This window comes from Novosphingobium sp. TCA1, from assembly GCF_009811895.1.
Taxonomy (GTDB): Bacteria; Pseudomonadota; Alphaproteobacteria; order Sphingomonadales; family Sphingomonadaceae; genus Novosphingobium; species Novosphingobium panipatense_A.
The window spans coordinates 133438-156817 of record NZ_BLJH01000006.1; the positions used below are offsets into that span (position 1 = coordinate 133438).

The 23380-nt window shown below is 64.8% G+C and carries 24 protein-coding genes and 1 other RNA gene; 11 read left to right on the forward strand and 14 right to left on the reverse strand.

The annotated features are described in order from the left end of the window. Positions 1-31 precede the first annotated feature (31 nt). The gene (locus NTCA1_RS09940) at positions 32-307 is read right to left on the reverse strand and encodes a hypothetical protein (RefSeq protein WP_133083854.1); all 276 of its coding nucleotides are present in this window, start codon (positions 305-307) and stop codon (positions 32-34) included. A gap of 184 nt (positions 308-491) precedes the next feature. After that, positions 492-2624 (reverse strand): malate synthase G, encoded by a 2133-nt coding sequence (locus NTCA1_RS09945; protein WP_159830318.1) that lies wholly within the window; start codon positions 2622-2624, stop codon positions 492-494. Positions 2625-2944: 320 nt separating this feature from the next. Between NTCA1_RS09945 and NTCA1_RS09950 the strand changes: the two genes are divergently transcribed. Continuing rightward, positions 2945-3238 carry a hypothetical protein gene (locus NTCA1_RS09950; protein ID WP_159830320.1) on the forward strand — a complete coding sequence of 98 codons (294 nt, stop codon included), beginning with the start codon at positions 2945-2947 and terminating at the stop codon, positions 3236-3238. A gap of 41 nt (positions 3239-3279) precedes the next feature. Here NTCA1_RS09950 and ssrA read toward each other — a convergent pair. Beyond that, positions 3280-3684, reverse strand: a transfer-messenger RNA (tmRNA) gene (gene ssrA / locus NTCA1_RS09955). 48 nt (positions 3685-3732) lie between these two features. Then, a complete protein-coding gene (gene mscL, locus NTCA1_RS09960; RefSeq protein WP_159830322.1) occupies positions 3733-4152 on the reverse strand; it encodes a large conductance mechanosensitive channel protein MscL in 420 nt (139 codons plus the stop codon). Between the two features lie 211 nt (positions 4153-4363). Here mscL and NTCA1_RS09965 point away from each other — a divergent pair, with 211 nt between their 5' ends. Genes NTCA1_RS09965 through NTCA1_RS09985 form a run of 5 tightly spaced genes read left to right on the forward strand, consistent with a single transcriptional unit; the run spans position 4364 to position 7252 of the window. Beyond that, positions 4364-4969: a LemA family protein gene (locus tag NTCA1_RS09965; protein ID WP_086490701.1), complete on the forward strand. Its 606-nt coding sequence runs from the start codon at positions 4364-4366 to the stop codon at positions 4967-4969. A 4-nt stretch (positions 4970-4973) separates the two neighbouring features. Next, positions 4974-5795 (forward strand): YgcG family protein, encoded by an 822-nt coding sequence (locus NTCA1_RS09970; RefSeq protein WP_086490702.1) that lies wholly within the window; start codon positions 4974-4976, stop codon positions 5793-5795. An 11-nt stretch (positions 5796-5806) separates the two neighbouring features. After that, positions 5807-6490 (forward strand): TPM domain-containing protein, encoded by a 684-nt coding sequence (locus NTCA1_RS09975; protein WP_086490703.1) that lies wholly within the window; start codon positions 5807-5809, stop codon positions 6488-6490. Next, the gene (locus NTCA1_RS09980; RefSeq protein ID WP_086490704.1) at positions 6487-7041 is read left to right on the forward strand and encodes an NUDIX hydrolase; all 555 of its coding nucleotides are present in this window, start codon (positions 6487-6489) and stop codon (positions 7039-7041) included. The genes NTCA1_RS09975 and NTCA1_RS09980 overlap by 4 nt, the downstream gene beginning before the upstream one ends. A gap of 1 nt (position 7042) precedes the next feature. Next, on the forward strand, positions 7043-7252 hold the full coding sequence (locus NTCA1_RS09985; protein ID WP_086490705.1) for a hypothetical protein: 210 nt from the start codon (positions 7043-7045) through the stop codon (positions 7250-7252). A gap of 28 nt (positions 7253-7280) precedes the next feature. Here the strand turns inward: NTCA1_RS09985 and mmsB are convergent, their stop codons facing one another. From mmsB to NTCA1_RS10015, 6 genes are all read right to left on the reverse strand, one after another. Next, the gene (gene mmsB, locus NTCA1_RS09990; RefSeq protein ID WP_086490706.1) at positions 7281-8150 is read right to left on the reverse strand and encodes a 3-hydroxyisobutyrate dehydrogenase; all 870 of its coding nucleotides are present in this window, start codon (positions 8148-8150) and stop codon (positions 7281-7283) included. A gap of 144 nt (positions 8151-8294) precedes the next feature. After that, positions 8295-9077: an enoyl-CoA hydratase-related protein gene (locus NTCA1_RS09995; protein ID WP_086490707.1), complete on the reverse strand. Its 783-nt coding sequence runs from the start codon at positions 9075-9077 to the stop codon at positions 8295-8297. After that, entirely contained in the window at positions 9074-10147 is a 1074-nt protein-coding gene (locus NTCA1_RS10000) for an enoyl-CoA hydratase/isomerase family protein (RefSeq protein WP_159830324.1), read from the reverse strand. Before NTCA1_RS10000 ends, NTCA1_RS09995 begins: the two co-directional genes overlap by 4 nt. Positions 10148-10160: 13 nt before the next feature. Further along, positions 10161-11303 (reverse strand): acyl-CoA dehydrogenase family protein, encoded by a 1143-nt coding sequence (locus tag NTCA1_RS10005; RefSeq protein ID WP_159830326.1) that lies wholly within the window; start codon positions 11301-11303, stop codon positions 10161-10163. A 28-nt stretch (positions 11304-11331) separates the two neighbouring features. Then, positions 11332-11835 (reverse strand): hypothetical protein, encoded by a 504-nt coding sequence (locus NTCA1_RS10010; protein ID WP_236549214.1) that lies wholly within the window; start codon positions 11833-11835, stop codon positions 11332-11334. A 67-nt stretch (positions 11836-11902) separates the two neighbouring features. Beyond that, a complete protein-coding gene (locus NTCA1_RS10015; protein WP_159830328.1) occupies positions 11903-13396 on the reverse strand; it encodes a CoA-acylating methylmalonate-semialdehyde dehydrogenase in 1494 nt (497 codons plus the stop codon). A gap of 151 nt (positions 13397-13547) precedes the next feature. Here NTCA1_RS10015 and NTCA1_RS10020 point away from each other — a divergent pair, with 151 nt between their 5' ends. The 4 genes from NTCA1_RS10020 to NTCA1_RS10035 all read left to right on the forward strand — a co-directional run bounded on the left by NTCA1_RS10020 (position 13548) and on the right by NTCA1_RS10035 (position 16699). Then, positions 13548-14447, forward strand: a complete 900-nt coding sequence (locus tag NTCA1_RS10020; protein ID WP_306439283.1) for a LysR family transcriptional regulator — start codon at positions 13548-13550, stop codon at positions 14445-14447. 68 nt (positions 14448-14515) lie between these two features. Next, positions 14516-15007, forward strand: coding sequence for a flavin reductase family protein (locus NTCA1_RS10025; RefSeq protein ID WP_086490711.1), 492 nt, complete (start codon positions 14516-14518; stop codon positions 15005-15007). A gap of 77 nt (positions 15008-15084) precedes the next feature. Beyond that, positions 15085-15837 (forward strand): SDR family NAD(P)-dependent oxidoreductase, encoded by a 753-nt coding sequence (locus NTCA1_RS10030; protein WP_159830330.1) that lies wholly within the window; start codon positions 15085-15087, stop codon positions 15835-15837. 43 nt (positions 15838-15880) lie between these two features. Continuing rightward, positions 15881-16699 carry an alpha/beta fold hydrolase gene (locus NTCA1_RS10035; RefSeq protein WP_159830332.1) on the forward strand — a complete coding sequence of 273 codons (819 nt, stop codon included), beginning with the start codon at positions 15881-15883 and terminating at the stop codon, positions 16697-16699. A 126-nt stretch (positions 16700-16825) separates the two neighbouring features. On the opposite strand, the gene NTCA1_RS10040 is transcribed toward NTCA1_RS10035, so the two are convergent. From NTCA1_RS10040 to NTCA1_RS10055, 4 genes are all read right to left on the reverse strand, one after another. Beyond that, entirely contained in the window at positions 16826-19189 is a 2364-nt protein-coding gene (locus NTCA1_RS10040; RefSeq protein ID WP_159830334.1) for a TonB-dependent receptor, read from the reverse strand. Positions 19190-19255: 66 nt separating this feature from the next. Continuing rightward, positions 19256-20110: an SDR family NAD(P)-dependent oxidoreductase gene (locus NTCA1_RS10045; protein ID WP_159830336.1), complete on the reverse strand. Its 855-nt coding sequence runs from the start codon at positions 20108-20110 to the stop codon at positions 19256-19258. Further along, entirely contained in the window at positions 20110-21435 is a 1326-nt protein-coding gene (locus tag NTCA1_RS10050; RefSeq protein ID WP_159830338.1) for a cytochrome P450, read from the reverse strand. Before NTCA1_RS10050 ends, NTCA1_RS10045 begins: the two co-directional genes overlap by 1 nt. Before the next feature lie 101 nt (positions 21436-21536). After that, on the reverse strand, positions 21537-21872 hold the full coding sequence (locus NTCA1_RS10055) for a 2Fe-2S iron-sulfur cluster-binding protein (protein ID WP_086490717.1): 336 nt from the start codon (positions 21870-21872) through the stop codon (positions 21537-21539). A 217-nt stretch (positions 21873-22089) separates the two neighbouring features. On the opposite strand from NTCA1_RS10055, the gene NTCA1_RS10060 reads away from it, so the two are divergent. Continuing rightward, positions 22090-23376 carry an amidohydrolase family protein gene (locus tag NTCA1_RS10060; protein ID WP_159830340.1) on the forward strand — a complete coding sequence of 429 codons (1287 nt, stop codon included), beginning with the start codon at positions 22090-22092 and terminating at the stop codon, positions 23374-23376. Positions 23377-23380 lie beyond the last annotated feature (4 nt).

Genomic DNA, 23380 nt, shown 5'->3' on the forward strand with positions numbered 1-23380 from the left:
GTCCCCAAGGTCAGCGACCTTGGGGTATGCCCTACTCGCCGGAAATCTGCTGCGATGCGGGTGCCGCCTGATCGCCGGCACCGAGATCGGGCTTCGCAAGCTGGCCCGCCACCCAGATCGCCACGGCAACGCCGAGCACCATCAGCGCGAACTGGATCATCCGCCCCGCCCACGGTCCATCGGACGCCAGAAGCCCGGCGATACCGCGATCGCGCGGGAAACGCAGGGCTTCCGCCGCCAAGGCAACCGGTAGCGGTTCACCTGTCTCAGAAGAATCGCGCGCGGCGCGCCGGAGATCCAGACGCACCACACGCGCGGGTTCATTCGAGCTTGCAACAGCACCATCCGGCCCGTCATTCGACGGCGTAGCTGGCAGGTCGTGCCCGTGGGCACGGTCAACATTATGTCTCTTCAACGCCGGGCCCCCCTAGCGAACAATCCTTTGAATAGTGCTTTGGGGGCGATAGATCAAATTAAAGTTAATGCGAGAGTCAGACTTCCGCAAAAATCCGGCCTGCCGCCACGGCCTCCTTCTTGCGGCGGCGCCAGGCATGGAGCAACGGCTCGGTATAGCCGCTCGGCTGCTCGGTGCCCTTGAAAACCAGGTCGCAGGCGGCACGGAAGGCGAAGGACGTGTCCCAGTTTCCGGCCATCGGTTCATAGAGCGGGTCGCCAAGGTTCTGGGCATCGACACGCTCCGCCATGCGCCGGAGCGAATCCATGACTTGGTCCTGCGAACAGACGCCGTGAAGCAGCCAGTTCGCCAGGTGCTGGCTCGAAATCCGCAGCGTCGCACGGTCCTCCATCAGGCCGACGTCGTCGATATCGGGAACCTTGGAGCAGCCGACGCCTTGGTCGATCCAGCGAACGACGTAGCCCAGCAGCCCTTGCGCATTGTTGTCGAGTTCCTCGCGAATCTCTTCCTCCGACCAGTTCACGCCGTCCGCCAGCGGCACTTGCAGAAGCAGGTCGAGGCCGGGAACCTCGGCACCCGCCATCTCTTCCCTGAGCGCGAACACGTCGACCTCGTGATAATGCATCGCATGGAGCGTCGCCGCGGTGGGAGACGGCACCCAGGCCGTATTGGCGCCGGTACGGGGATGCGCGATCTTCTGTTCCAGCATGTCGCGCATCCGGTCCGGCGCGGCCCACATGCCCTTGCCGATCTGCGCGATGCCGGAAAGCCCGTGGCGCAGGCCAATCGCGACATTGCGCGTCTCGTAAGCCGCGATCCAGGTCGATCCCTTGATCGCGTTCTTGCGGATCATCGGCCCTGCCCGCATCGAAGTGTGGATCTCGTCGCCGGTACGGTCCAGGAAGCCGGTGTTGATGAAGACGATGCGGTCCTTCACGGCGTGGATGCAGGCGGCAAGATTGGCGGAAGTCCGCCGTTCCTCGTCCATGACCCCGACCTTGACGGTATGGCGCGGCAACCGGAGCAGGTCCTCGACCGCATCGAACAGGTCATTGGTAAAGGCGCATTCCTCCGGCCCGTGCATCTTCGGCTTGACGATGTAGATCGATCCTTCGCGGCTGTTGCCGAAGCGGCCCAGCCCCTTGACGTCCTGCACCGAAATGGCGCTGGTCAGCACCGCATCCATGATGCCTTCGGGAATTTCCGAGCCATCCGGCAACAGTATCGCCGGATTGGTCATGAGATGGCCGACATTGCGCACGAACAGCAGGCTGCGGCCCGGCAGCGTGAGCACTTCGCCCGAAGGCGTGGTGACGGTCCTGTCGGATGCCAGTTCCCGCGTCTGCGCCCGACCGTGTTTTTCGAAACTGTCGGTCAGATCGCCGCGAATCACGCCCAGCCAGTTCCGATAGGCTGCCAGCTTGTCCTCGGCGTCGACGGCCGCGACCGAGTCTTCCAGGTCGACGATCGTCGTGAGCGCCGCTTCAAGCACGATATCGGCAATCCCGATCCGATCCGAACGGCCCACGTCGCTGGCGGGATCGACGACGATCTCTATTCCCAGCCCGTTCGAGCGATAGAAACGTCCGACACGGGTGTCCCCGACATATTGCGAGGGATCCGCCAAAACGGCGTCGAAGCTGGCCAGATCGGCCCAGCTGCCCGATGCCAGCGGCAGGGCCTCGTCCAGAAAACGGCGGCCCTGCGCGATGACGGCAGCGCCGCGCGCGGCGTCATATCCCTTCCCCGCTACCGCAGGGGCATCCAGCGCGTCCGTGCCATAGAGCGCATCGTAGAGGCTGCCCCACCGCGCATTGGCCGCGTTGAGCAGGAACCGGGCATTGAGCACCGGAACGACGAGTTGCGGCCCCGCCATCGCCGCGATTTCGGAATCGACACCGCGGGTGGCGATCGCGAAATCGCCGGGCTCGGGGACGAGATAGCCGATCTCGCGCAGAAAAGCCTGGTATTCGGGCTGTTCGAGGGGCTTCCCCCGCCGTTCGTCATGCCAGCCATCGATCTGCGCCTGAAGCGCGTCGCGCCGCGTCAGCAAGGCCCGGTTGCGCGGCGCCAGTTCAACTACGAGCGCTGCAAATCCGGCCCAGAACCCAACCGAGTCCTGCCCGATCGGCGGCAGAACCTGCTCCTCGACGAAACGCGCCAGCGCGGCATCGACCAGAAGGCCCGAACGTTCAATTCTGTCGGTCATTTATCCTCGCATTCCGTGCGCGCACACAAGATCTACGCGCGCGATCGTGACATCTGTTTCAAGATTGTCCTGGGGAGGAATGCGCATTCTATGCCCCAAGCGACATCGCTTGGCAAATCCGAAAAGACCAGCGCGGCCCTTCAGCGGTTGGGGCGAGAAGCGCTTCGTCCCAGATTGGCACCACGTCGGACCAGCTTACACCTTGCGTCGGAAAGACTTACAGAGAAAACTCCCCCCACCCACGACCGCTCGGGAACAGGCGGCGCCGTGGGCTGTTGCCTCTCATGCGGGGGCGATTTTGCGTGCTGGAAGGACTAAAAATGCTTCGCAGGATCAGCCGCCTTTTCGTGATCAAGACCCGCTGGGAAGCGTTCATGATCATCTATGCCCTCGCCCTCGGCGCGGTGGAGCGTGGCAGCGCCTACCTCACCCGCTTTCCGGGCTTTGGCGGAAAACTGCTGTTCCTGGCCTGCACCGGCGCGGTCTTCATGGCCGGCGCCAAGATCCTCGATTGCCTGAAGTTCGAACAGGCCCAGCAGGAAGCCGCGGCAAGGGAAGCGACAACCGCATCCGAAGCGGAGCAAATACGCGGCGCGACAGCCGACAGCGCCTGATCGTCCCGAAACAGGCCGATCTATGTTCAACGATGGGGAAAGGTGGGGTGTTTCTGTTGCAAGGTACACCCCGGACCCCTGGAATCCCTTCTGTTGCCCGGTGGGTCCAACCGCGCTTTAGCTTTGTAACTTCAGGGCGTTAGCCCCTAGAATTACGCGGCGAGAGCGAGTGCTTCGTTGTCGTTGGCACTTGTGAGTTTTGAGCCTTGAACGGGTTACTCAGCCCGAATGAAAACACCGCTTTTCAACACACGTCGATCCTAGTTCGGCCCCGTCATCACCCCTGCGACAACAGGGTTGTCCGGCCGAAGGCAGGACGGGTGATGGTGGAGCCGCCGGGTACCGCCCCCGGGTCCGCTGTGCCTATTATACGGCGCAGTTTATCATCATAGCCGGTCGAAACCGGCGAGATCTCATATAGGGTGTCGCGCGGAAATGAAAAGGGGCGGGATATGCCCCGCCCCTTCCTCGCTGTCAGAACCCTGTGGAACAATTCACCGCTGCTTGAGCGTATCCCGGATTTCCGAGAGCAGTTCCACCTCGGTCGGCCCCTTGGGCGCATCTTCCTTCTTCGGCAGCAGGCGGTTGGCCTGGCGCACTATCAGGAAGATCACGAAGGCGAGAATCAGGAAGTTGATGATTGCGGTGAGGAATGCGCCGTAGCCGAACATGGCCACGCCCGCCGCCTTGAGACCGGCGTACGTCATCGGCCCGGTGTAACCGGCCGGAATGGTGCCGAGCACCACGAACTTGTTGCTGAAATCGATACCGCCGGTGATGAGGCCGATGAACGGCATGATCACGTCATCCGTAAGCGACGCCACGATCTTGCCGAAAGCGGCGCCGATGATCACACCGACGGCAAGGTCCAGCACGTTGCCGCGCGCGATGAAAGTCTTGAATTCCTGAAGCATGGGTCGTTTCCCCTCGATCCTGTGCGATCCATATCGATCGGGCCATCTCTGGCCATTCGTGGCTCTGGAGACCTGCCACATCGTCGTTTAGCTAACAATCGGTTGCGGCAATAAGTTGCAACGCGACATGTCCTTGAACCGGACCGGGCGACTGCTATCTATCTGGGCAACAGGCGGGGCTCATCGCTCCTGCCGATCAGGAGGATCTCGCATGTCCCTTTCCAACCTGGCCCGCAAGAGCCGCGCGGTGCTGGCCCTTGCCGCCGCACTGTCGCTGGCAGCCTGCGGCTTCAACTCGGTTCCGACCAAGCAGGAAGCCGCCAAGGCCAAGTGGGCCGACGTGCAGGCCGCCTTCCAGGAACGCGCCAACCTCGTTCCCAACCTTGCCGCTGTCGCCAAGGGTGCTGCCACGCAGGAAAAGGAAATCCTCACCGGCGTGGTCGAGGCGCGCGCCAAGGCCACCTCGATCCAGCTGACCGCGGACGATCTCAACGACCCGGCCAAGATGCAGCAGTTCCAGGCCGCACAGGGCCAGCTCGGCCAGAGCCTCTCGCGCCTGCTGGTCAGCGTCGAGCGTTATCCCGAGCTCAAGTCGATCGTGAACTACCAGATGCTCCAGACCCAGCTCGAAGGTCAGGAAAACCGCATCCGCATTTCCGTGCGCGACTACAACGCGGCCGTGCAGGACTATAACACCGAAGTCCGCACGTTCCCGACGATGATCGGCGCCAAGCTGCGCGGTGCGGACCCGCTGGTTCCCTATCAGGCGACCACGCCGGGTGCCGAAAACGCGCCGAGCCTCGAAGGCAAGATCTGATAACGTGACCCGCTTCCGGGCCGTTCTGGCGGCCGTTCTCCTGGCGTTCGGCGCGCTGCTTGCCCAGCAGGCAGTCGCCGCGCCCACCTTCCCGAAGCTGACCGGCCGCGTCGTCGACGATGCGAACGTGATCCCGGACGACGTGGAGGCACGCCTCAACGGCAAGCTTGAGGCGCTGGAGAAGAATTCCGGCCGCCAGCTCGTGGTCGTCACGCTCCCCAGCCTGCAAGGCTACGAGATTTCCGACTACGGCTACCAGCTCGGCCGCGCCTGGGGCATCGGCCAGAAGGGCAAGAACAGTGGCGCGATGCTGATCGTCGTGCCCAGCGAGCGCAAGCTGAGGATCGAGGTCGGCTACGGCCTCGAACCCATCCTGACCGATGGGATGAGCTTCCTCATCATCAACAACGATATCGTTCCCCGCTTCAAGGCGAACGACATCGCCGGCGGGATCGAGGCCGGCACCGACGCACTCGTCAAGCAGCTCACCCTGCCCCAGGAAGAAGCGCAGAAAGTGGCGGCAGAAGCCGATGCCGCGCGCAAGCAAGGCAGCGGCGGCGGCTTTCCGATCGGCACCATCATCTTCATCCTGATCATCGTCTTCTTCGTGGTCCTGCCCATGATCAACGAGGCGCGCGGCGGCGGCAGGCGGCGGGGCGGCTTCGGCGGCCCGATCATCTGGATGCCCGGCAGCTTCGGCGGCGATGACGACGACCATTGGGGCGGCGGTGGCGGCTGGGGTGGCGGCGGAGGTTTCGGCGGTGGAGGCGGCTTCTCGGGCGGCGGCGGCAGCTTCGGCGGCGGCGGCGCGAGCGGCAGCTGGTAAGGGGAGAGACAATGGCAAAACCCGTATATCTCTCCGCCGAGGATCACGAGCGCCTCAGCGCCGCCGTGGGCGAGGCCGAGATGCACAGCGCCGGAGAGATCGTCACCGTGCTGGCCGATCGTTCGGACGGCTATACCGATGTGGCCCTCGCCTGGTCGGCCATTATCGCCTTCCTCGCCCTGGGCGCGCTGGTAATCGCGCCCGATTTCTACATGGGGCTCTACGACAGCCTTCTGGCTGACTGGGGGCACGAATGGACCCCGCGCATGATCCTGGGCCTTGCGGGCGGCGTGGCGGCGATCAAGTTCGGCGCCATGCTGCTTCTGCAGCTCTGGCCGCCGCTCAAGTTCTGGCTCGTCCCGGCCCGGATCAAGACCATGCGCGTCCACGCCCATGCCGTCCGCGCCTTTCGCATCGGTGCGGAGCAGCGCACCACCGGGCGCACGGGCGTGCTCATCTACCTTTCCATGCGCGAACATCGCGCCGAGATCGTCGCCGACCGTGCCATCGCCGCCAAGGTCGACCCGCAAGTCTGGGGCGATGCCATGACCGCCATGCTCGCCCATGTCGGCAAGGGCCGCATCTGTGACGGCATGGTCGTGGCCGTCGGCAAAGTCGGCGCGATCCTTTCCGAACACTTCCCGCGCGCCGATGACGACGTGAACGAACTTCCCGACAGGCTGATCGAGATATGAGCGATACCACCACCCTGCCCCCCGATGCCGACGCGCCCGACGAGGTCATGTGGCAGGGCCGCTTCATCACCACCCGCAAGCGCGGCCGCTGGGAATATGTCAGCCGCGCACGCGGCATTCGCGCCGCCGTGATCCTGGCAATCGATGCCGAAGACCATGTCATCCTCGTCGATCAGTACCGCGTACCGCTGGGCAAGCGCTGCATCGAGCTGCCCGCCGGTCTCGTCGGCGACCATGAAGACAGTGCCGACGAGGACGCCATGGTCGCGGCCGCACGGGAGCTGGAAGAGGAAACCGGCTACCGCGCGGGCCGCATGGAAAACCTTGGCGAATTCTTCTCCTCGCCCGGCATGGTCAGCGAAAGCTTCACCTTGTTCCGCGCCCACGATCTGGTGAAGACAGGCGAAGGCGGCGGCGTGGACAGCGAGGATATCGTCGTCCACCGCGTTCCCCTCGCCGGGATCGAACAGGCGATCGCGGACTGGCGGGCGGAAGGCTACGCCATGGACGTGAAACTGCTCATGCTTCTGGGCGCGCGGCTGCTCGGCTGAGATGCGCACGCACTTTGGCGTCTGCCAGCGCAAGCGGCGCTACGCCAGCGAGGCGGAAGCGCTGGAGGCAGCAGCGAAGGCGGCCGTGACCTTGCGCCCCTACCGCTGCGCGCTTTGTCGGCAGTTTCATCTGACCGGCAGGACCAAGGGGATGCGCGTGCCTCGGTTCGTGCTGGACAGGAAGAAGGAAGAGGAAGGCAGGGGAGCATAGCCCCCTGCCCCTCGCGCCAGTTTCATCTTCACAGCGTCGTGAAGATGGCCCCGAAGTCCTTGCCGCCGTTGCCTGCCTCGACGAAGGCCTCGTAGATCTTCGTCGCGTGCTCGCCCATCGGCACAGTGGCGCCGGAGCTTGTCGCGCCCGCCATTGCCAGCCGCAGGTCCTTCAGCATCAGGGCCGAGGCAAAGCCGCCTGCATAGCCGTTGTCCGCAGGGCTGGTCGCGCCCACGCCGGGCATCGGCGTATAGTCGTTGAGCGACCAGCAGTAGCCGGTGGCTTTCGAACTGATCTCGTAAAAGGTCTGCGGATCGAGACCTGCCTTCTCCGCCAGGGCCAGCGCCTCGCAAGTGCCGATCATGTGGATCGCCAGGAGCATGTTGTTGCACATCTTGGCGACCTGCCCCGCGCCGGTTTCTCCGGCATGGATCACGGCCTTGGCCATGGGCTCCAGCACGGCTTTCGCGCGGGCGAACACCGCATCGCTGCCGCCGACCATGAAGGTCAGGGTGCCCCCATTCGCCGCCGCGATCCCGCCCGAGACAGGCGCATCAACCATCTCGTAACCCGCCGCCTGCGCCAGTGCGACCACTTCGCGCGCGGTTTCGAGGTCGATGGTCGAGCAATCGAGAAGCAGCGCGCCTTCGGGCGCATGGCCGAAGACTTCGGCAGTGTAAACCGACCGCACGATCGCCCCGTTCGGCAGCATGGTGACGACGGCATCGGCGCCCTCGACCGCCTCGGGAACGGCGGAGAAAGTGGCGCAGCCGTGCTCCGCGGCCTTGGCGAGGGCTTCGGCGGACAAGTCGAAGGCGCGAACTTCGTGGCCCGCCTTCGCGAGATTGGCAGCCATGCCGCCGCCCATGTTGCCGAGGCCGATGAAGGCAATTTTCATGACATTCTCTCCCAGGTTTTCGTGCAGGCCCAGATTTCTCTCCAGGCAAAGCCCGTCATTCCGGCAAGGACCGGAACCGGAGCCGTTACTTCACTCTGCACAATGGAGCGGACGACACATCGCGGCATCGCCCGGCGGATGGCGTCAGCGCCCCTTCCAGACCCCCGGCCGCTTCTCCACGAAGGCGGCCATGCCCTCGGCCTTGTCCTCGGTGGCCGTCAGCACCTGGAACATCCGGCGTTCCATGACGAGGCCGGTATCGAGCGTCGTCTCGAAGGCGAGATTGACCATTTCCTTGTTCATCGTCGCGGCCAGCGGCGGCATTCCGGCGATGGCCTCCGCCGCCTTCAACGCCTCTTCCAGCAACTGGTCGAGCGGCACCACGCGGCTGACGAGGCCGGCCCGCTCGGCTTCGGCGGCATCCATCATCCGCCCGGTAAGGCACATGTCCATGGCCTTGGACTTGCCGACCGCGCGCGTAAGCCGCTGCGATCCGCCCATGCCGGGAGCGACCCCCAGCTTGATCTCGGGCTGGCCGAACTTAGCGTTTTCAGAGGCGATGATGAAATCCGCCATCATCGCCAGTTCGCAGCCACCCCCCAGCGCGAAGCCGTTCACCGCCGCGATCCAGGGCTTGCGGGTGGTCTTGACGATCTGGCTGGTCCAGCCCGCGAAGAAGTCCTCGGAATAGAACTCCGCGCCAGGCTTGTCGGCCATTTCCTTGATGTCGGCACCGGCCGCGAAGGCCTTTTCTCCCGAACCGGTGATCACTGCGCAGCCTTGCGAGGGATCAGCCTCGAAAGCGGCGAAAGCCTTGATGAGATCGTCCAGAACCTTCGAATTCAGAGCATTGAGCGCCTGCGGCCGGTTCAAGGTGATGAGTGTGACGCGGCCCTTCTGCTCGACCAGGATCGTCTCGTAGCTCATAAAGGCTTCCATTCCTCTTCTGGGGCGAGCGGCGCGAAGATCGCATCCAGCATCGCATCGGTGACGCCTTCGGGCGCCGGGGGATTCCATTTCGGCGCATTGTCCTTGTCGACGATCACCGCGCGCACGCCTTCCGCGAAGTCCGGCAGGACCAGCACGCGGCTGGCGATCCGGTACTCCATCGCCATGTTCTGCGCGAAATTGTCGAGGGTCAGCGACGTGGCAAGCTGGCGCAGCGAGACCTTGCAGGCCTGCGGGCTCTTGATGCGCAAGGTGGCGAGTTCGCGCGCGGCCCATTCGCTGTCGTCGCTTTCCAGCGAGGCGAGCACCTGTTCCAGCGTATCGAAGGCGAAGTGCCTGCGGATCTGCGCGGCATGGCCTGCGATCTTCGCTTCGCCGGGCTTTACCGAAAGCGCGCCGAGCACGCCGCCGATTTCATGCCCGGCGGCGATCCGGCGCTTGGCCTCGGGCAGCGCCTCGCTCGGCAGGTAATGGGTGGCGAGGCCTGCCCAGAGGCATTCCGCGCCGTCGAGCCGCGCGCCGGTCAGCGCGAGGAACTGGCCCAGCCGCCCGTCCAGCCGGGACAGATACCAGCCGCCGCCGACGTCGGGAAACAGGCCGATGCCTGTTTCCGGCATGGCGAAGCGGGTATGCTCGGTCGCCACGCGGAACTGCGCGGGCTGCGAGATACCGACGCCGCCGCCCATGGTGATCCCGTCCATGAACGCCACGACCGGCTTGCCGTAAGTGAAAAGCTGGTGGTTGAGCCGGTACTCCGCCAGGAAGAACCGGCCCCCTTCCGCGCCGTGGTCTTCCAGTGCCGAACGGCGCAGCAGGTTGATGTCCCCGCCGGAGCAGAACCCGCGCCCTTCGCTATGCTCGATCATCACGGCCTTCAGCTCGTCATCACCGGCCCATCCGGCCAGCAATGCGCTCATCGATTCGCACATGCCGAGCGTCAGCGCGTGGATCGCCTTGGGGCGGTTGAGCGAGATCACCCCCGCCACGCCCTCACGGCGATCGAGGATTTCCGCGGCCTGGGTCTCTGCGGGCAAAGTATCGGTGGTCATGTCCTCTGGCCCCTTACTTGAGGAGGTCGCGGCCGATGATCATCCGCATGACCTCGTTGGTGCCTTCGAGGATACGATGGACGCGAAGGTCGCGCCAGAACCGCTCGATGGGATAGTCGCGAAGATAACCGTATCCACCGAACAACTGGAGCGCGCGGTCGACCACCGAGGAACCGGTGTCGCTGGCCATCATCTTGGCCATGGCAGCGAAACGGGTCTTGTCGGGAGAGCCGGCGGTGACCTTGGCAGCGGCAAGATAGAGCAGCGCGCGGGCCGCCTCCAGTTCCGCCGCCATTTCGGCAAGACGGAACTGGGTGTTCTGGAATTCCGCGATCGGCTGGTCGAACTGCCTGCGATCCTTCACATATTGCACCGCCTCGTCGAGGCAGCGCTGCGCCCCGCCGAGCGAGCAGGCGCCGATGTTGAGGCGGCCGCCGTCCAGCCCGGCCATGGCGAACCTGAAGCCGTCGCCCTCGGCGCCGACACGGTTCTCCGCCGGGATCCGCGCGTCCTCGAAGATCACCTGCGCGGTGGGCGACGCATTCCAGCCGAGCTTCTTCTCGGGCGCGCCGAAGGAGACTCCGGGCGTATCCTTGTCCACCACGAAGCAGGAAATCCCCCGCGACTTGTGCTCGCCGGTGCGGGCCATGACGACATAGACATCGTTATAGCCGCCGCCCGAGATGAACTGCTTGGTGCCGTTCAAGACATAGTGATCGCCATCGAGGCGCGCGGTGGTCTTGAGCGCTGCGGCGTCGGAGCCGGAACCCGGCTCGGTCAGGCAATAGGAGCCGATCTTCTCCATCGAACAGAGATCGGGAAGATAGCGATCCTTGAGCTGCTGGTCCCCGAAGCTGTCGATCATCCAGGCGACCATGTTGTGGATCGAGATATAGGCGCTGGTCGCCGGGCAGCCGTAGGACATGGCCTCCATGATCAGCGCCGCGTCGAGCCGGCCAAGGCCGATCCCGCCGCTTTCCTCCGACACGTAGATCGCGCCGAAGCCCAGTTCGCCCGCCGCCTTCCATACGTCTACCGGATAGTGGTGCTTCTCGTCCCACTCGGCGGCATAAGGGGTGATGCGGTCTGCGGTGAACTTGCGTGCGGTCTCCTGGATCGCAAGCTGGTCCTCGGTCAGGCCAAACTGTTCAGTCATCCTAGTCCCTGTCAGGTAAGCGGCCCCCTCAGGAGCACTTGGTATATGTAAGCGTGCCCGGCATGGCATCCGGTCCCGTATCCTTGCGGATCAATGTCTTGCCGCCGTCAGGCGAGGAGAGCGCGACGTCAAGGTTCCAGCTCTGACCTTCCCCGGAGAAGGCGAACGCGCCGTCGAGCGCGGAGGCCGAGCCGGACTTGATCGTGCCGAGCTTCGCCACCGATTCATAGAACTTGAGCGTATCGGCGTCGATCGTCAGCAGGCCCTTGGCATCGCCCATGGTGCTGGTGCAATCGGCATCGACGAGACCCCAGCGCCCCTGCAACTGCGCGGGAATGGCGGTGGGTATTGTCTCCGCCGAACCCTGCGCTTCATCGCCAGTCGTGGCCGTCTCCACAGGCGCCGGCACCGCCGTGGGGGTGTCCGTGGGCTTTGCCGGCTCCTTCGAGCAGGCCGCCAGGCCCAGGGCAAGCGCGGAGGCGGCCAGGGCCGGTACGAGCTTCGGTAAAAGGGCGTTGCCGATCTTCATCATCAAGCATCCTTCCATAATGCGGGCGTTTCCAGGGAAACACCCGCATTATCAGGCATGTTCCCTCATATCACCCCATGGTCGGAATGATGAAGGCGCTATCGCCCGCACCGCCGTCCGGCCAGCGCTGGGTCACGGTCTTCACCTTGGTCCAGAAGCGCACGCCTTCCATGCCGTACTGGTTGTGATCGCCAAAGGCCGAACGCTTCCAGCCGCCGAAGCTGTGATAGGCCACCGGGACCGGGATCGGCACGTTGACGCCGACCATGCCCACCTGCACGCGGTTCACGAACTCGCGCGCGGCATGGCCATTGCGCGTGAAGATGGCAACGCCGTTGCCGTACTGGTGCTTCGTCGGAAGTTCGACGGCTTCCTCGAAGGTCTTGGCACGGACGATCTGGAGAACCGGACCGAATATCTCTTCCTTGTAGGCGCTCATCTCGGGCGTCACATGATCGAACAGCGACGGGCCGACGAAGAAGCCTTCCTCATAGCCCTGCAGCGAGAAGCCGCGACCGTCTACCACCAGTTCCGCGCCTTCATCGACGCCGGTCTGGATCCAGTTCTCGATCTTCTGCTTGTGGACGGCGGTGACGACCGGGCCGTACTGCGCCTCGGGATCGTTGGAGACGCCCACCTTCAGCTTGTCGATCGCGGCGACCAGCTTTTCGCGCAGGATGTCTGCGGTTTCGTCACCCACGGGAACGGCAACCGGCAGCGCCATGCAGCGCTCGCCCGCCGAGCCATAGGCGGCGCCCATGATGTCGTTGACGGCGTGGTCCATGTCCGCATCGGGCATGACGATCGCGTGGTTCTTCGCGCCGCCCATCGCCTGAACGCGCTTGCCCGCCGCGACACCGCGCGAATAGACGTAGTGCGCGATGTCGGACGAACCGACGAAGCTGACGGCCGCGATGCCCGGATGGTCGAGGATCGCGTCCACCATCTCCTTGTCGCCATGGATCACCTGCAGCACGCCTTCGGGCGCGCCCGCTTCCAGGAACAGTTCGGCGATACGGTTCGGCACCGAAGGATCGCGCTCGGAAGGCTTGAGGATGAAGGTATTGCCCACCGCGACGGCGGGGGCGAACATCCACATCGGGATCATCGCCGGAAAGTTGAACGGGGTGATGCCCGCGCCCACGCCCAGCGGCGCGCGCAGCGAATAGACGTCGATGCCGGGACCGGCGCCTTGCGTGTACTCGCCCTTGAGCATATGCGGGATGCCGCAGCAGAACTCGACCACTTCAAGCCCGCGCTGGATGTCGCCCTTGGCATCGTCCACCACTTTGCCGTGCTCGCTGGCCAGGAGCTCGGCCAGGCTCTGCATGTTCTGTTCGATCAGTTCCTTGAACTTGAACAGCACCCGGGCGCGGCGCTGTGGGTTCATCGCCGCCCACTGGGGCTGGACCGCCTGCGCCGTGGCCACCGCGCGGTCGAGCAGCGCGGCATCGCCCAGCGGAACCTGGGCCTGCACCGCACCGGTGCTGGGGTTGAAGACGTCACCCAGGCGCGCGGCCGAACCGCCGCTTCCGCCGACAACGAGGTGGTCAATCAGGCGCATTCCTCATCCTTTCGCAATCTTTCTCGCAGGCACGCTTCGCGCCCTTTCCACGGTAGGTGGTCCCGCTCCGATTTGCAGGCAAGCTGAAAATACGCCATCGATAACTGCACATTTGCAGCTACGAGGATTACTTTGCCGCGGTGACGATACATTGACGATACCTTCGATCGACTGGAGCGACTACCAGGCCTTCCTCGCCATCGCCCGGGCGGGGCAACTGGCCGGCGCCGCGCGCGCACTCGGCGTCGACCCCACCACAGTGGGCCGCCGCCTGCGCCGCCTCGAAGCCTCGCTGGGCACGGCTCTTTTCGAACAGACCCGCAGCGGCCAGGAATTGACCGAAGCGGGGGAAACGCTGCTTTCCTCGGTCGAGGCCATGGCCAGCGCCGCCGGAAGGATCGCCGAGCAGGCCGATGGCCATGACGGGCTCTACGGCACCTTGCGGATCAGCACGTCCGAAGGGTTCGGTTGCTGGTTCCTGGCCCGCCATATCCCCCGCTTCCAGGCGGCCCATCCGCGCCTTGCCATCGATCTCGTCGCCAGCAGCGGCTTTCTCAGCCCGACCCGGCGCGAGGCGGACGTGGCGGTGATGCTCTCGCGCCCGCGCACCGGCCCGCTGGTGGCGCACAAGCTATCGGACTACACTTTGAGGCTCTATGCCACGCGGGACTATCTCGACGCGCGCGGCACCCCGGCCCGCCCGGCGGACCTGCTCGACGGGCACACCCTGGTCGGCTATATCCCCGACCTCGTCTACTCGCCCGAACTGCGCTATCTCGACGAGATCCAGCCGGGCCTGAAAGCGGCGATCCGTTCGCCCAGCATCACCGCGCAGCACAGCATGATCGCCGGTGGCGGAGGCCTGGGCGTATTGCCCTGCTTCATGGCCGAAACCGACCCGCGCCTGGTTGCCGTCCTGCCCGAAAAGCGCATCGTCCGCAGCTTCTGGTTCGTCACGCACCAGGACATACGCAAGCTCCCGCGCGTAACGGCCTTCCGCCAATGGCTTGACGAAACCGCCGCACGGATGGAGGGGATACTCAAGCCCTGACGCCCGCCCCGATTTTTTCATGGCCGCCTTTTCATGACCGCCTCTTCCATGACAGGATGAACCACCCAGTGACGACAACCACCATCGATCCGGCAGCATTCCGCAAGGTGCTGGGCAGCTACCCCACCGGCGTCTGCGTGATAACCGCGCTCGACGAAGACAGGCCCGCGGGCATGGTGGTCGGTTCCTTCACCTCGGTTTCGCTCGATCCCCCGCTCGTGGGCTTCTTCCCCGATCGCAAGAGCACCTCGTGGCCGCTGATCGAGAAGGCCGGGCATTTCTGCGTCAACGTCATGGCCAGCGACCAGACCGAAGTCTGCCGCGCGGTAACCGCCAGGGGCGAGCAGAAGTTCGTGGGCGTGGATTACATCGTCTCGGATCACAACCTGCCGATCATCAAGGATTCGATCGCCGCCATCGAATGCCGCCTCTATTCGGTGACCGAAGCGGGCGATCACTGGTTTGTCCTGGGCGAAGTCCTGAGCATGGAAGTGGTTCGCGAGGACGATCCCATGCTGTTCCACAAAGGCCGCTACGGCGGTTTTGCCGAACGCATGTAACCTGCCCGCTTGACTCTCGCCGCGCGCGCTGTTCACCCGTTCAGCACAAACGCAGCAGCACCGCGGGAGAGAATTTCATGACACGTTCGCTTGAAGGCAAGGTCGCCGTCGTTACCGGCGGCGGTTCGGGCATCGGACGCGGCATCGCCGTTCGGCTGGCCGAGGACAAGGCCGCCATTGCCGTATGGGATCTCAACCCGGAAGGCGCGGCGGAAACCGTGCGGATGATCGAGGCGGAAGGCGGCAAGGCCATCGCGGTCACGGCCGACTGTTCGGACAAGGCAGCGATCAAGGCCGCCGCCGACGAGACCCGCGCAAGGTTCGGCCCGGTCGCGATCCTCGTCAACAATGCGGGCATCGCCCCCTTCACGCCCTTCCTCGATATCGAGGATGACGAATTCGACAAGGTGATCCGCATCAACCTCAAGGGCCCCTGGCTGGTCACCAAGGAGATCGTGCCCGACATGCTGGCGGCACAATGGGGCCGGATCATCAACATCACCTCGTCCTCCACCCAGTCCGGTTCCTTCGCGCAAAGCCATTACGTTTCGTCCAAGGGCGGCCTCCTCGGCATGACCAAGGCTCTGGCGATGGAACTGGGCGGCACCGGCATTACCGCCAACATGATCCCACCGGGCTCGATCGACACGCCCATGCTGCGCCAGGCGCCGATCGATGCCGATGCCTACGGCAAGTCCCTGCCCGTCAAGCGGCTCGGTCAGGTCGCAGATATCGCAGCCGCCGCCGCTTTCCTCGCCTCCGAGGAAGCCAGCTACATGACCGGGCAGACGATCAGCACCAATGGCGGCCGGTACATGGGCTCTGCTTGATTTTAGGGTGCGGAAAGGGGATAGGCGCGTTAGCCTCGTCCCCATGACGCAGGACTTCCGCATCGAAACGAACGGCGCAACCCTCTCTGGATGGCGCCGCGAGGGCACCGGCACGCCGCTGGTGCTCGTTCACGGCTTCGGCGGCTCCCGGCACGACTGGGAGCCGGTCATTGCCGAGCTGCCTGCCGACATGGCGCTGATCGCCTACGACCAGCGGGGTTTCGGAGAGTCGCCAGCCGTACCGGGCGAGACCTTCTCGCATGCCGAGGACCTGCTCGCCTTGCTCGATACCCTGGACATCGGGAAAGCCGATCTGTGCGGCCTTTCGATGGGCGGCGGCACCGTTCTCAACTTCGCGCTGAACTGGCCGGAGCGGCTGCGGCGGCTGGTGCTGGTCAGCCCGCTCATGGTCGGCTGGTCATGGAGCGCGGACTGGGTGGAGCGCTGGAAGGCCATCGGCCGCGCGGCCCGAAGCGGCGACATGGCCGCCGCCCGCGAACTCTGGTGGCGCCATCCCCTGTTCGATACCACCCGCCAAAGCCCCTCCGCCGATCGCCTGCGCGCCGGGATCGAGGCCTTTCACGGCAGCCAGTGGGTGGAAGACCTCCAGCGGCCGGAACTGCCCGAAGTCGATCGGCTGACCGCGCTAAGCCGTCCCACGCTTCTGCTGACCGGCAGCCATGACACGCAGGACTTTCGTCTGATGGCTGACCTGATCGCCGGGGCGAGCGACCAGGTCCACCGGGTCGACCATCAGGATGCGGGCCACCTGCTCAATCTCGAACTCCCGGAGACGATCGCCCGCGAGATCGCGGCCTTTCCAAGAGCCTGTTCGAAAAACGCCCAAAAAGGGCATTTTTGAGCGGCACCAGCCCACGCCCCCACCCTACCACCCGCAGGATAATACCGTTGGGTGGTAGGGTGGGGGCGTGGGCTGGTGCCGCAAAATTCGCGTTTCGCGAATTTTCAAACAGACCCCAAGAACTCTCTAGAAACTGTACCGTATTTCCAGACCATAAGTGCGCGGTTCGCCCACGGCAGCGGCATTGTGCCCCAGTGCGGCGGCCAGCGTCATGCCGCCGACGAAATAGGCCTTGTCCGTCAGGTTCTTGGCAAACAGCGCGGCCGAGAAGCCCGATCCCATGATCTTGTTCCAGTCCAGCCTGCCGTTCACCAGCACATAGCCCGGCAGCCTGGTCCCCGGCGCGATCGAATCCGCCGCGTTGGAGAAATACTGCGCGGTCTGGCCGTAGAGATCGCCGCGCAGGGAGACTTCGCCCGCATCCTCACCCACCGGCAGGAACACTTGTGCATAGGCAGTGCCGGAAAACTTCGGCGTATCGCCCACCGGCCCGTAGGAATACGGCGTGCCGAACAGTTCGATCCGGCCATCGGTGAACGTCGCCTTGGTGTAGGCCGCCGAACCTCCGATCTCCAGCCATGCAGCCGGACGAATATTGCCCTGCGCCTCGAAGCCCCAGATCCGTTCCGACGGCACGTTGGCGGTCACCGCGATCGAGGCGAGGCCGCTGGGGCCGTCCGGGTCGGGAAACTCCACGCGCTGCACGTCCTGCACCCATTGGATGAACACGGCGCCGGCAAAGTTGGCCGGGCGGCCCATGACATCGCCCGCGAACTTCAGGCCGCCCTCGATATCCTGCGTATGCTCCGAATTGAACAGGTTGCCGCCATCGGTCGCCGTCGCGTTGACCGGCGGGGCGGCGCCGTTGAAACCGCCCGAACGGAAGCTCCCGCGCGTCTTGAGATAGGCGAACCCGTCGGGCGTTACCTTGTATTCCAGCCCCACTTCCCATGACGGATCATGGAAGGTCTTCCGCTGGTCCGGTGCGCCGTAAGTGTAGGTGGCGCCGGGAAGCTGGGCGATCGAGACCCGCTCCCAGGTATAGCGCAGCCCCCCTGTCAGCTTCAGGTCCGGCAAGACTGCGTAGGAGACCTGGCCGTAGACGGCATTGGTGCGGTTGCGGATGCGGAAGTTGTTGGTGACGTAGCTGGGCGCAATGATCGGCGAGACGTCGAAATAGGTCTGCGGCCAGAGCGTGTCGCTGCGCTGGTTCTGGAAATAGTAGCCGAAGATATAGTCCAGCTTGCCGTCCATCGCATCGCCGACCAGTTGCAATTCTTCGGACACGGAGCGGACCTTCAGCTGGTTGCCATACTCGTCCGCCGCGGCATTGGCGGTCAGGATCGTCACGAAGGGCGCGCCCAGCTGCGGCTGTTCGGAACGGGTCTTGGAATCCGACCAGCCGAAGATGTTGCGCAGCGTCATGCTGTCGCTCAGCTCCGCCTCGGTCGTGTTGGTGACGAACCAGTCCTTGCCGTGGTGGCTGGCCCCGCCGGGATGGCGCGTCTTGTAGGGTCCGATGCGGCGCTGTTCGTTCACATAGTCGATCAGGCCCGGCGCATAGGCATCGGGGTGTGTGGCCAGATAGGCGTCCCACGATCCGGGCCCGGTGATCGCGTCCAGCCCCGGCCCGAAGAGCGAGCCCGCCCCACAGGTCAGCGCGAAGCCATTGTTGGTCTGGCCGCAGGAATAGACGCTGTAGGTGTAGGACGCGCCGGTATTGGTGCCGCGCGTATTGGTATATTGCAGCATCGTGGTGTTGCTGATCGTATCGGTGGGCTTCACCGTCAGCGTCACACGCCCGCTGTCACGGCGGATGTCGCCGAGACGCTCATCGTTGAGCAAGTTGCGGATATAGCCGTCCTTGCGGATCACGTCGAAGGCGCCGCGCAGCAGGATCCTGTCCGCCAGCAGGGGCACGTTCAACATCCCCTCGCCTTCCCACATGTCGTAGTTGCCGACCCGGCCGGTCAGCGCCGCCTCCAGCTTGTCGCTGGGCTTGGCCGAATTGTAGAGCACCGCGCCGCCGGTGGCATTGCGGCCGAACAGCGTGCCCTGCGGGCCTTTCAGCACCTGCACGTTCTCCAGATCGTAGAACGAGGAGGCGCTGTTGATCGTCAGCGGCACTTCGTTGAGATAGGCGATGACGGCCGAGGGCGAACCCGAGAACGTATCGGCGGACTGCCCACGGATCGAGTACGTCAGCGAGTTGTTGCCCTGTGTCTGGCGGATCGTCAGGCCCGGCGCGATGCGTTGCAGGTCGGAATCGGTCTTCACGCCGCGCTCGACAAGATCGGTGGCATTGAGCGCGATGATCGCCGCCGGCACGGTGGACAGGCTTTCGTCACGCCGCCGCGCGGTGACGACGATATCGCCTTCGTGAATGGTAACGCCGCCACCTGCCGGTGCCTGCTGCGATTGTGCATGGGCGCCATCAATGCCCGACAGCACGGTTCCGGCCGCAAGCGCGACCTTCAGCCAGTTCCTCATGTTCCCTCTCCTCCCTGAAGCGGCACACCACCACCTCAAAAGCCTTGGCCCCGTATTCGGGATCTCTCAGCCTTCCACGCGCTCCATCGCCGCGAATGCCGCCGCGCGAGCGTCGAATATCTGCTCCAGATGGTTGACCGGATCGCCCACGGTCACCCCGCCTTCCACCGGGATCACCGCGCCGGTCATGTGGCGCGCACGGTCGCTGGCAAGGAACAGCGCCACTTGCGCCACATCCTCCGGCTCCCCGCGCCGCTTGATCAGCTGGTTGGAGAGGTAGACCGCGTTGACGCCCTCCTCGATCCGAGCGGCAAGGCCGCTCTCGGCCCCCTTTTCTCCAAACGAGGACAGTTCGGTGCGCACATGCCCCGGCACGATGCAGTTCACCCGGATGCCGTGCCGCGCCAGATCGATGGCGGAGGACTTGGAGAACTGGATCAGCGCCGCCTTGGACGCGCGATAGGTCATCATTGCATGGCCTGCGAGGGTGCCGGCGATGGAGGCATTATTGAGGATCACGCCTCCTCTGCCGTGCTTCGCCATGATCCGCGCGGCATTGCGCGTGCCCAGCATCGGGCCGAGCACGTTGACGCGCATCACCCGGTCGAAATCCTCCAGCGTATCGTCCAGAAAGCTGGGAAACGCGCCGCAGGACATGCCCGCATTGTTGAACAGCACGTCGATCCCGCCGAAGCGGGAGACGGCAGCCTCGATCATCGCCTCCACCGCCGTCGGATCGGATACGTCCGTGCGCTGGTAGACCGCCGAAGCGCCCAGCCTTTCCGCCAGCGCCTCTCCCGCCTCGTCCGCGATATCGGCGATCAGGACTTTCGCCCCCTCCGCCGCGAACAGTTCCACGGTGGCGCGGCCGATGCCGCTGGCGCCGCCGGTGACGACCGCTACTTTGCCCGCAAGTTCCATCAGCGCGCCTCGAAAGTGATCGGCAGCGACTCGATGGTGCGCGTGGCGACGGTGGGCGTGTAGCGGATCGCGCTTTCGGGAATGGCCAGCTTCAGGTTCTTCATCTGCCGGGCGATCTCTCGCGCGGCCACCTTCACTTCCATGCGTGCCAGCGCCAACCCGATGCAGCGGTGCGGACCGCCACCGAAGGCCACGTGGCGGCCGAGATTGGTGCGCGTCAGGTCGAACTTGCGCGGCTCCGGGAACACCGTCTCGTCATCGTTGCCCGATCCGTAGACCAGCAGCATATGCGCATGGGCGGGGATCGTCGTGCCGTTCACGGTGACTTCGCGTGTGGTCATGCGGCTGAGCGCGCGCACCGGCGGTTCGGCGCGCAGATGCTCCTCCACGAAGCGACCCAGCTGACGATCGTCGTCCGCCACGCTTTCCAGCAATTCGGCCATGCCGGGGCGCGTGGTGAGGACGTAGAACAAGTTGCCGATGGCGGTCGCGGTGGTGTCGTTGCCCGCGATCAGCGTGGCGCGCACCAGCGAGACCGCCTCTGCAAAGGTCAGCTTTTCCTTGCCGCCATCCTCATTGGTGACTTCGGCATGGACCAGATCGGAAAGCATGTCTTCCGACGGGTTCGCCTCACGCTGGTTCATCTTGGCGATCAGATATTGCTGCAGCTCCGCGATCTGCGCGGCGTTGGCCAACATCGTCTCGCGGCTCTGCATCGCGCCGATCTGCGCGGTGACCGCGACCGACCAGCGCGAAATCTGCTCCTCCATGCCCTGATCGAGCCCGAGTTGCTCCACGATCACGCGAATGGTCAGCGGGATCGCGATGTCCTTCACGGCATCGCACTGACCATCGCCGCGCGCCACCACATCGGCGATCACCCCGCGTACCACTTCGGTAATGCGCGGCTCCAGTTCCTTCACGCGGTGCGCGGTGAAGGCCTGCTCCATCAGCTTGCGGATGCGCGTATGGTAAGGCGGATCGGACATGATCGCGTCCGGGAAATAGCCGCCGCCATGTTTCTGGAGGTAGGCCTGAAACTCCTCCCGCATCCCGCGCGCCTGCTGTTCGGAATAGCCGTGCTTGACCGAGAAGGTCACCGGGTCCGACTGGATCTGCGCAATATCCTCGTGCCGCGTCACCAGCCAGGAACCGAGCCGCGCGTCATAGTGGATCGGATCGCCGTGGCGCATGGCGCGGTAGAACGCGTTGGGCTGCGCCTGGATCGCGGTATCGGCCAGCGAACCGCTATCGAGCAGCGCCTGCTCCTCGGCGGTCAGTTCCCGCCGCTCGCTGATCCGATCTTCGCTTGCCTGTGTAGCCATTAGCCTGTCCCGTATTCTGTGTCTTTGCGATCTTCTATGGACCGCGCAGCGGCGGCCAGCCATGCCCGCCCTCGAACCAAGGCTTGCCCCGAGGGGAAGGATCAGTAACCCGACGCAGGCGCCACGGTGACTTCCAGCCCGTCCAGATTGCCGTTCATCTTGATCTGACACCCCAGGCGGCTGGTGTCCTTCATGACGTCCGCCACCATGTCGAGCATGGCGAATTCCACATCATCCGGCTCGCCCACCTCGTTCCACCAGTCTGCCGCGACGTAGACGTGGCAGGTCGCGCAGGCACAGCCGCCGCCGCAATCGCCCATGATCCCGGCAACCCCGCGCGAACGGCCGAGTTCCATCAGGCTCACGCCCTCCTCTACATCGGGAAATTCGTGCTTCACGCCGTCGATGTCGGTCATGGTGACATGAAGGTTGCCCATAAATCCTCTCGATTGATTTTCCTGATTGATGCCGCAGCCGGGGGGCCGCGCAAAGCGCTCCTCACGCCCTGCGACTTGCCCCAGCGGGAAAACGCTCCTGCGACGTTCCCGTACAGGACAAGCCCTCTGCCCCGCCCGTCATTTGCCGCGCCCCTCCCCGCTCCTAACCTGAGACGCGAGGGCCACGAGAACACCCGTGGCCGAAAGGAGAAAAACCGTGGGACGGACAGTGATCCAGAACGCCACGATATTCGACGGGACCGGCAAAAGTACGATCAAGGGCGACTTGGTGGTAGTGGGCAACCGCGTGACCTCGGTCGGCACCACGACCGCCGCGCAGCCGGACGACATCACGATCGACGCCAGCGGCATGTTCCTGATGCCCGGCATGGTCGAAGGCCACGCGCACCTCTCTTTCGAGAATGTCTGCGCGACCGAGGACCTGATCGCCCCCTGTCCCGAAACGCAGGTCTTCACCGCCGCGCGCGGGGCCAAGGCGCTGATCGAGGCGGGCTTTACCTCTGCCTACGGCGCGTCCGAAGCGAAGCTGAAACTGGCGGTCGCCGTGCGTGACGAGGTCAACGCCGGCCGCCTCCCCGGCCCGCGCATCCGTGCCGGCGGCCTCGAAATCTCCGTCACCGGCGCGATGGGGGATGAGAGCAAGCTGCACAACCCGCGCATCGGCCCCTCCGCCATCGTCGACGGCGTGGAGGAGATGCGCAAGACCGTGCGCCTCCACTGCCGCGAGGGGATCGACAACGTGAAGCTCGACGTCTCGGGCGACCCGTTCTACCCCGGCACCCCCGGCAACACGACGCCGATGACGTTCGAGGAAGTGCGCGTCGCCGCCGAAACGGCCCATGCCTATGGCCGCAAGATCAACGCCCACACCCGCTCCATCGAAGGCTCAAAGCACTGCGTCCGCGCGGGCGTGGACGGCCTGTTCCACTGCGAATACGTGGACGAGGAACTGCTGGACATGATGGAGGAGGCGCGGGACCGCATCTTCGTCGTCCCCACCGTCGGCCTCTTCGCGCAGATCATGGCGGGTGAGGCTTCGGCGCACGGCCTCTCGCCCGAAGTCGGCGGCTACATGAACATTCCGGACCTGTTGGAAAACTCGCTGAAGACTCATACCGAACTGCGCAAGCGTGGCATCCGCCACCTGATCGGCGGCGACTATGGCTTCGGCTGGAGCCCGCAGGGCACGCAGGGGCGCGACCTCAAATCCTTCGTCGATTTCTACGGCTACACCCCGGCCGAAGCGCTGGTCTGTGCCACCCACAACGGCGGCCTTGCCATGGGATATGGCGGCGAACTCGGCACGCTGGCACCGGGCAAGCTGGCCGACCTGATCCTGGTCGACGGTGATCCGCTTGCCGACATTTCCATCCTGGCCGGGCCGGAAAAGGTCGCCTTCGTGATGAAGGACGGCGTGGTCCAGAAAATCAGCCCTGCCCTCACCACACATGCGAGCACGCCGACGCTCGAAGCGGCGGAATAAGGAG

Bases quoted from the DNA above. Each gene is read 5' to 3' on its own strand.
- NTCA1_RS09980 (WP_086490704.1), top strand. From the start codon at position 6,487: ATGAGCGATACCACCACCCTGCCCCCCGATGCCGACGCGCCCGACGAG.
- NTCA1_RS10045 (WP_159830336.1), bottom strand. From the start codon at position 20,110: ATGGAACTTGCGGGCAAAGTAGCGGTCGTCACCGGCGGCGCCAGCGGC.
- NTCA1_RS09950 (WP_159830320.1), top strand. From the start codon at position 2,945: ATGCTTCGCAGGATCAGCCGCCTTTTCGTGATCAAGACCCGCTGGGAA.
- NTCA1_RS09945 (WP_159830318.1), bottom strand. From the start codon at position 2,624: ATGACCGACAGAATTGAACGTTCGGGCCTTCTGGTCGATGCCGCGCTG.
- NTCA1_RS10030 (WP_159830330.1), top strand. From the start codon at position 15,085: ATGACACGTTCGCTTGAAGGCAAGGTCGCCGTCGTTACCGGCGGCGGT.
- NTCA1_RS10005 (WP_159830326.1), bottom strand. From the start codon at position 11,303: ATGACTGAACAGTTTGGCCTGACCGAGGACCAGCTTGCGATCCAGGAG.
- mscL (WP_159830322.1), bottom strand. From the start codon at position 4,152: ATGCTTCAGGAATTCAAGACTTTCATCGCGCGCGGCAACGTGCTGGAC.
- NTCA1_RS09965 (WP_086490701.1), top strand. From the start codon at position 4,364: ATGTCCCTTTCCAACCTGGCCCGCAAGAGCCGCGCGGTGCTGGCCCTT.
- NTCA1_RS10015 (WP_159830328.1), bottom strand. From the start codon at position 13,396: ATGCGCCTGATTGACCACCTCGTTGTCGGCGGAAGCGGCGGTTCGGCC.
- NTCA1_RS09995 (WP_086490707.1), bottom strand. From the start codon at position 9,077: ATGAGCTACGAGACGATCCTGGTCGAGCAGAAGGGCCGCGTCACACTC.
- NTCA1_RS10040 (WP_159830334.1), bottom strand. From the start codon at position 19,189: ATGAGGAACTGGCTGAAGGTCGCGCTTGCGGCCGGAACCGTGCTGTCG.
- NTCA1_RS10000 (WP_159830324.1), bottom strand. From the start codon at position 10,147: ATGACCACCGATACTTTGCCCGCAGAGACCCAGGCCGCGGAAATCCTC.
- mmsB (WP_086490706.1), bottom strand. From the start codon at position 8,150: ATGAAAATTGCCTTCATCGGCCTCGGCAACATGGGCGGCGGCATGGCT.
- NTCA1_RS10055 (WP_086490717.1), bottom strand. From the start codon at position 21,872: ATGGGCAACCTTCATGTCACCATGACCGACATCGACGGCGTGAAGCAC.
- NTCA1_RS09975 (WP_086490703.1), top strand. From the start codon at position 5,807: ATGGCAAAACCCGTATATCTCTCCGCCGAGGATCACGAGCGCCTCAGC.
- NTCA1_RS10010 (WP_236549214.1), bottom strand. From the start codon at position 11,835: ATGATGAAGATCGGCAACGCCCTTTTACCGAAGCTCGTACCGGCCCTG.
- NTCA1_RS10050 (WP_159830338.1), bottom strand. From the start codon at position 21,435: ATGGCTACACAGGCAAGCGAAGATCGGATCAGCGAGCGGCGGGAACTG.
- NTCA1_RS10035 (WP_159830332.1), top strand. From the start codon at position 15,881: ATGACGCAGGACTTCCGCATCGAAACGAACGGCGCAACCCTCTCTGGA.
- NTCA1_RS09985 (WP_086490705.1), top strand. From the start codon at position 7,043: ATGCGCACGCACTTTGGCGTCTGCCAGCGCAAGCGGCGCTACGCCAGC.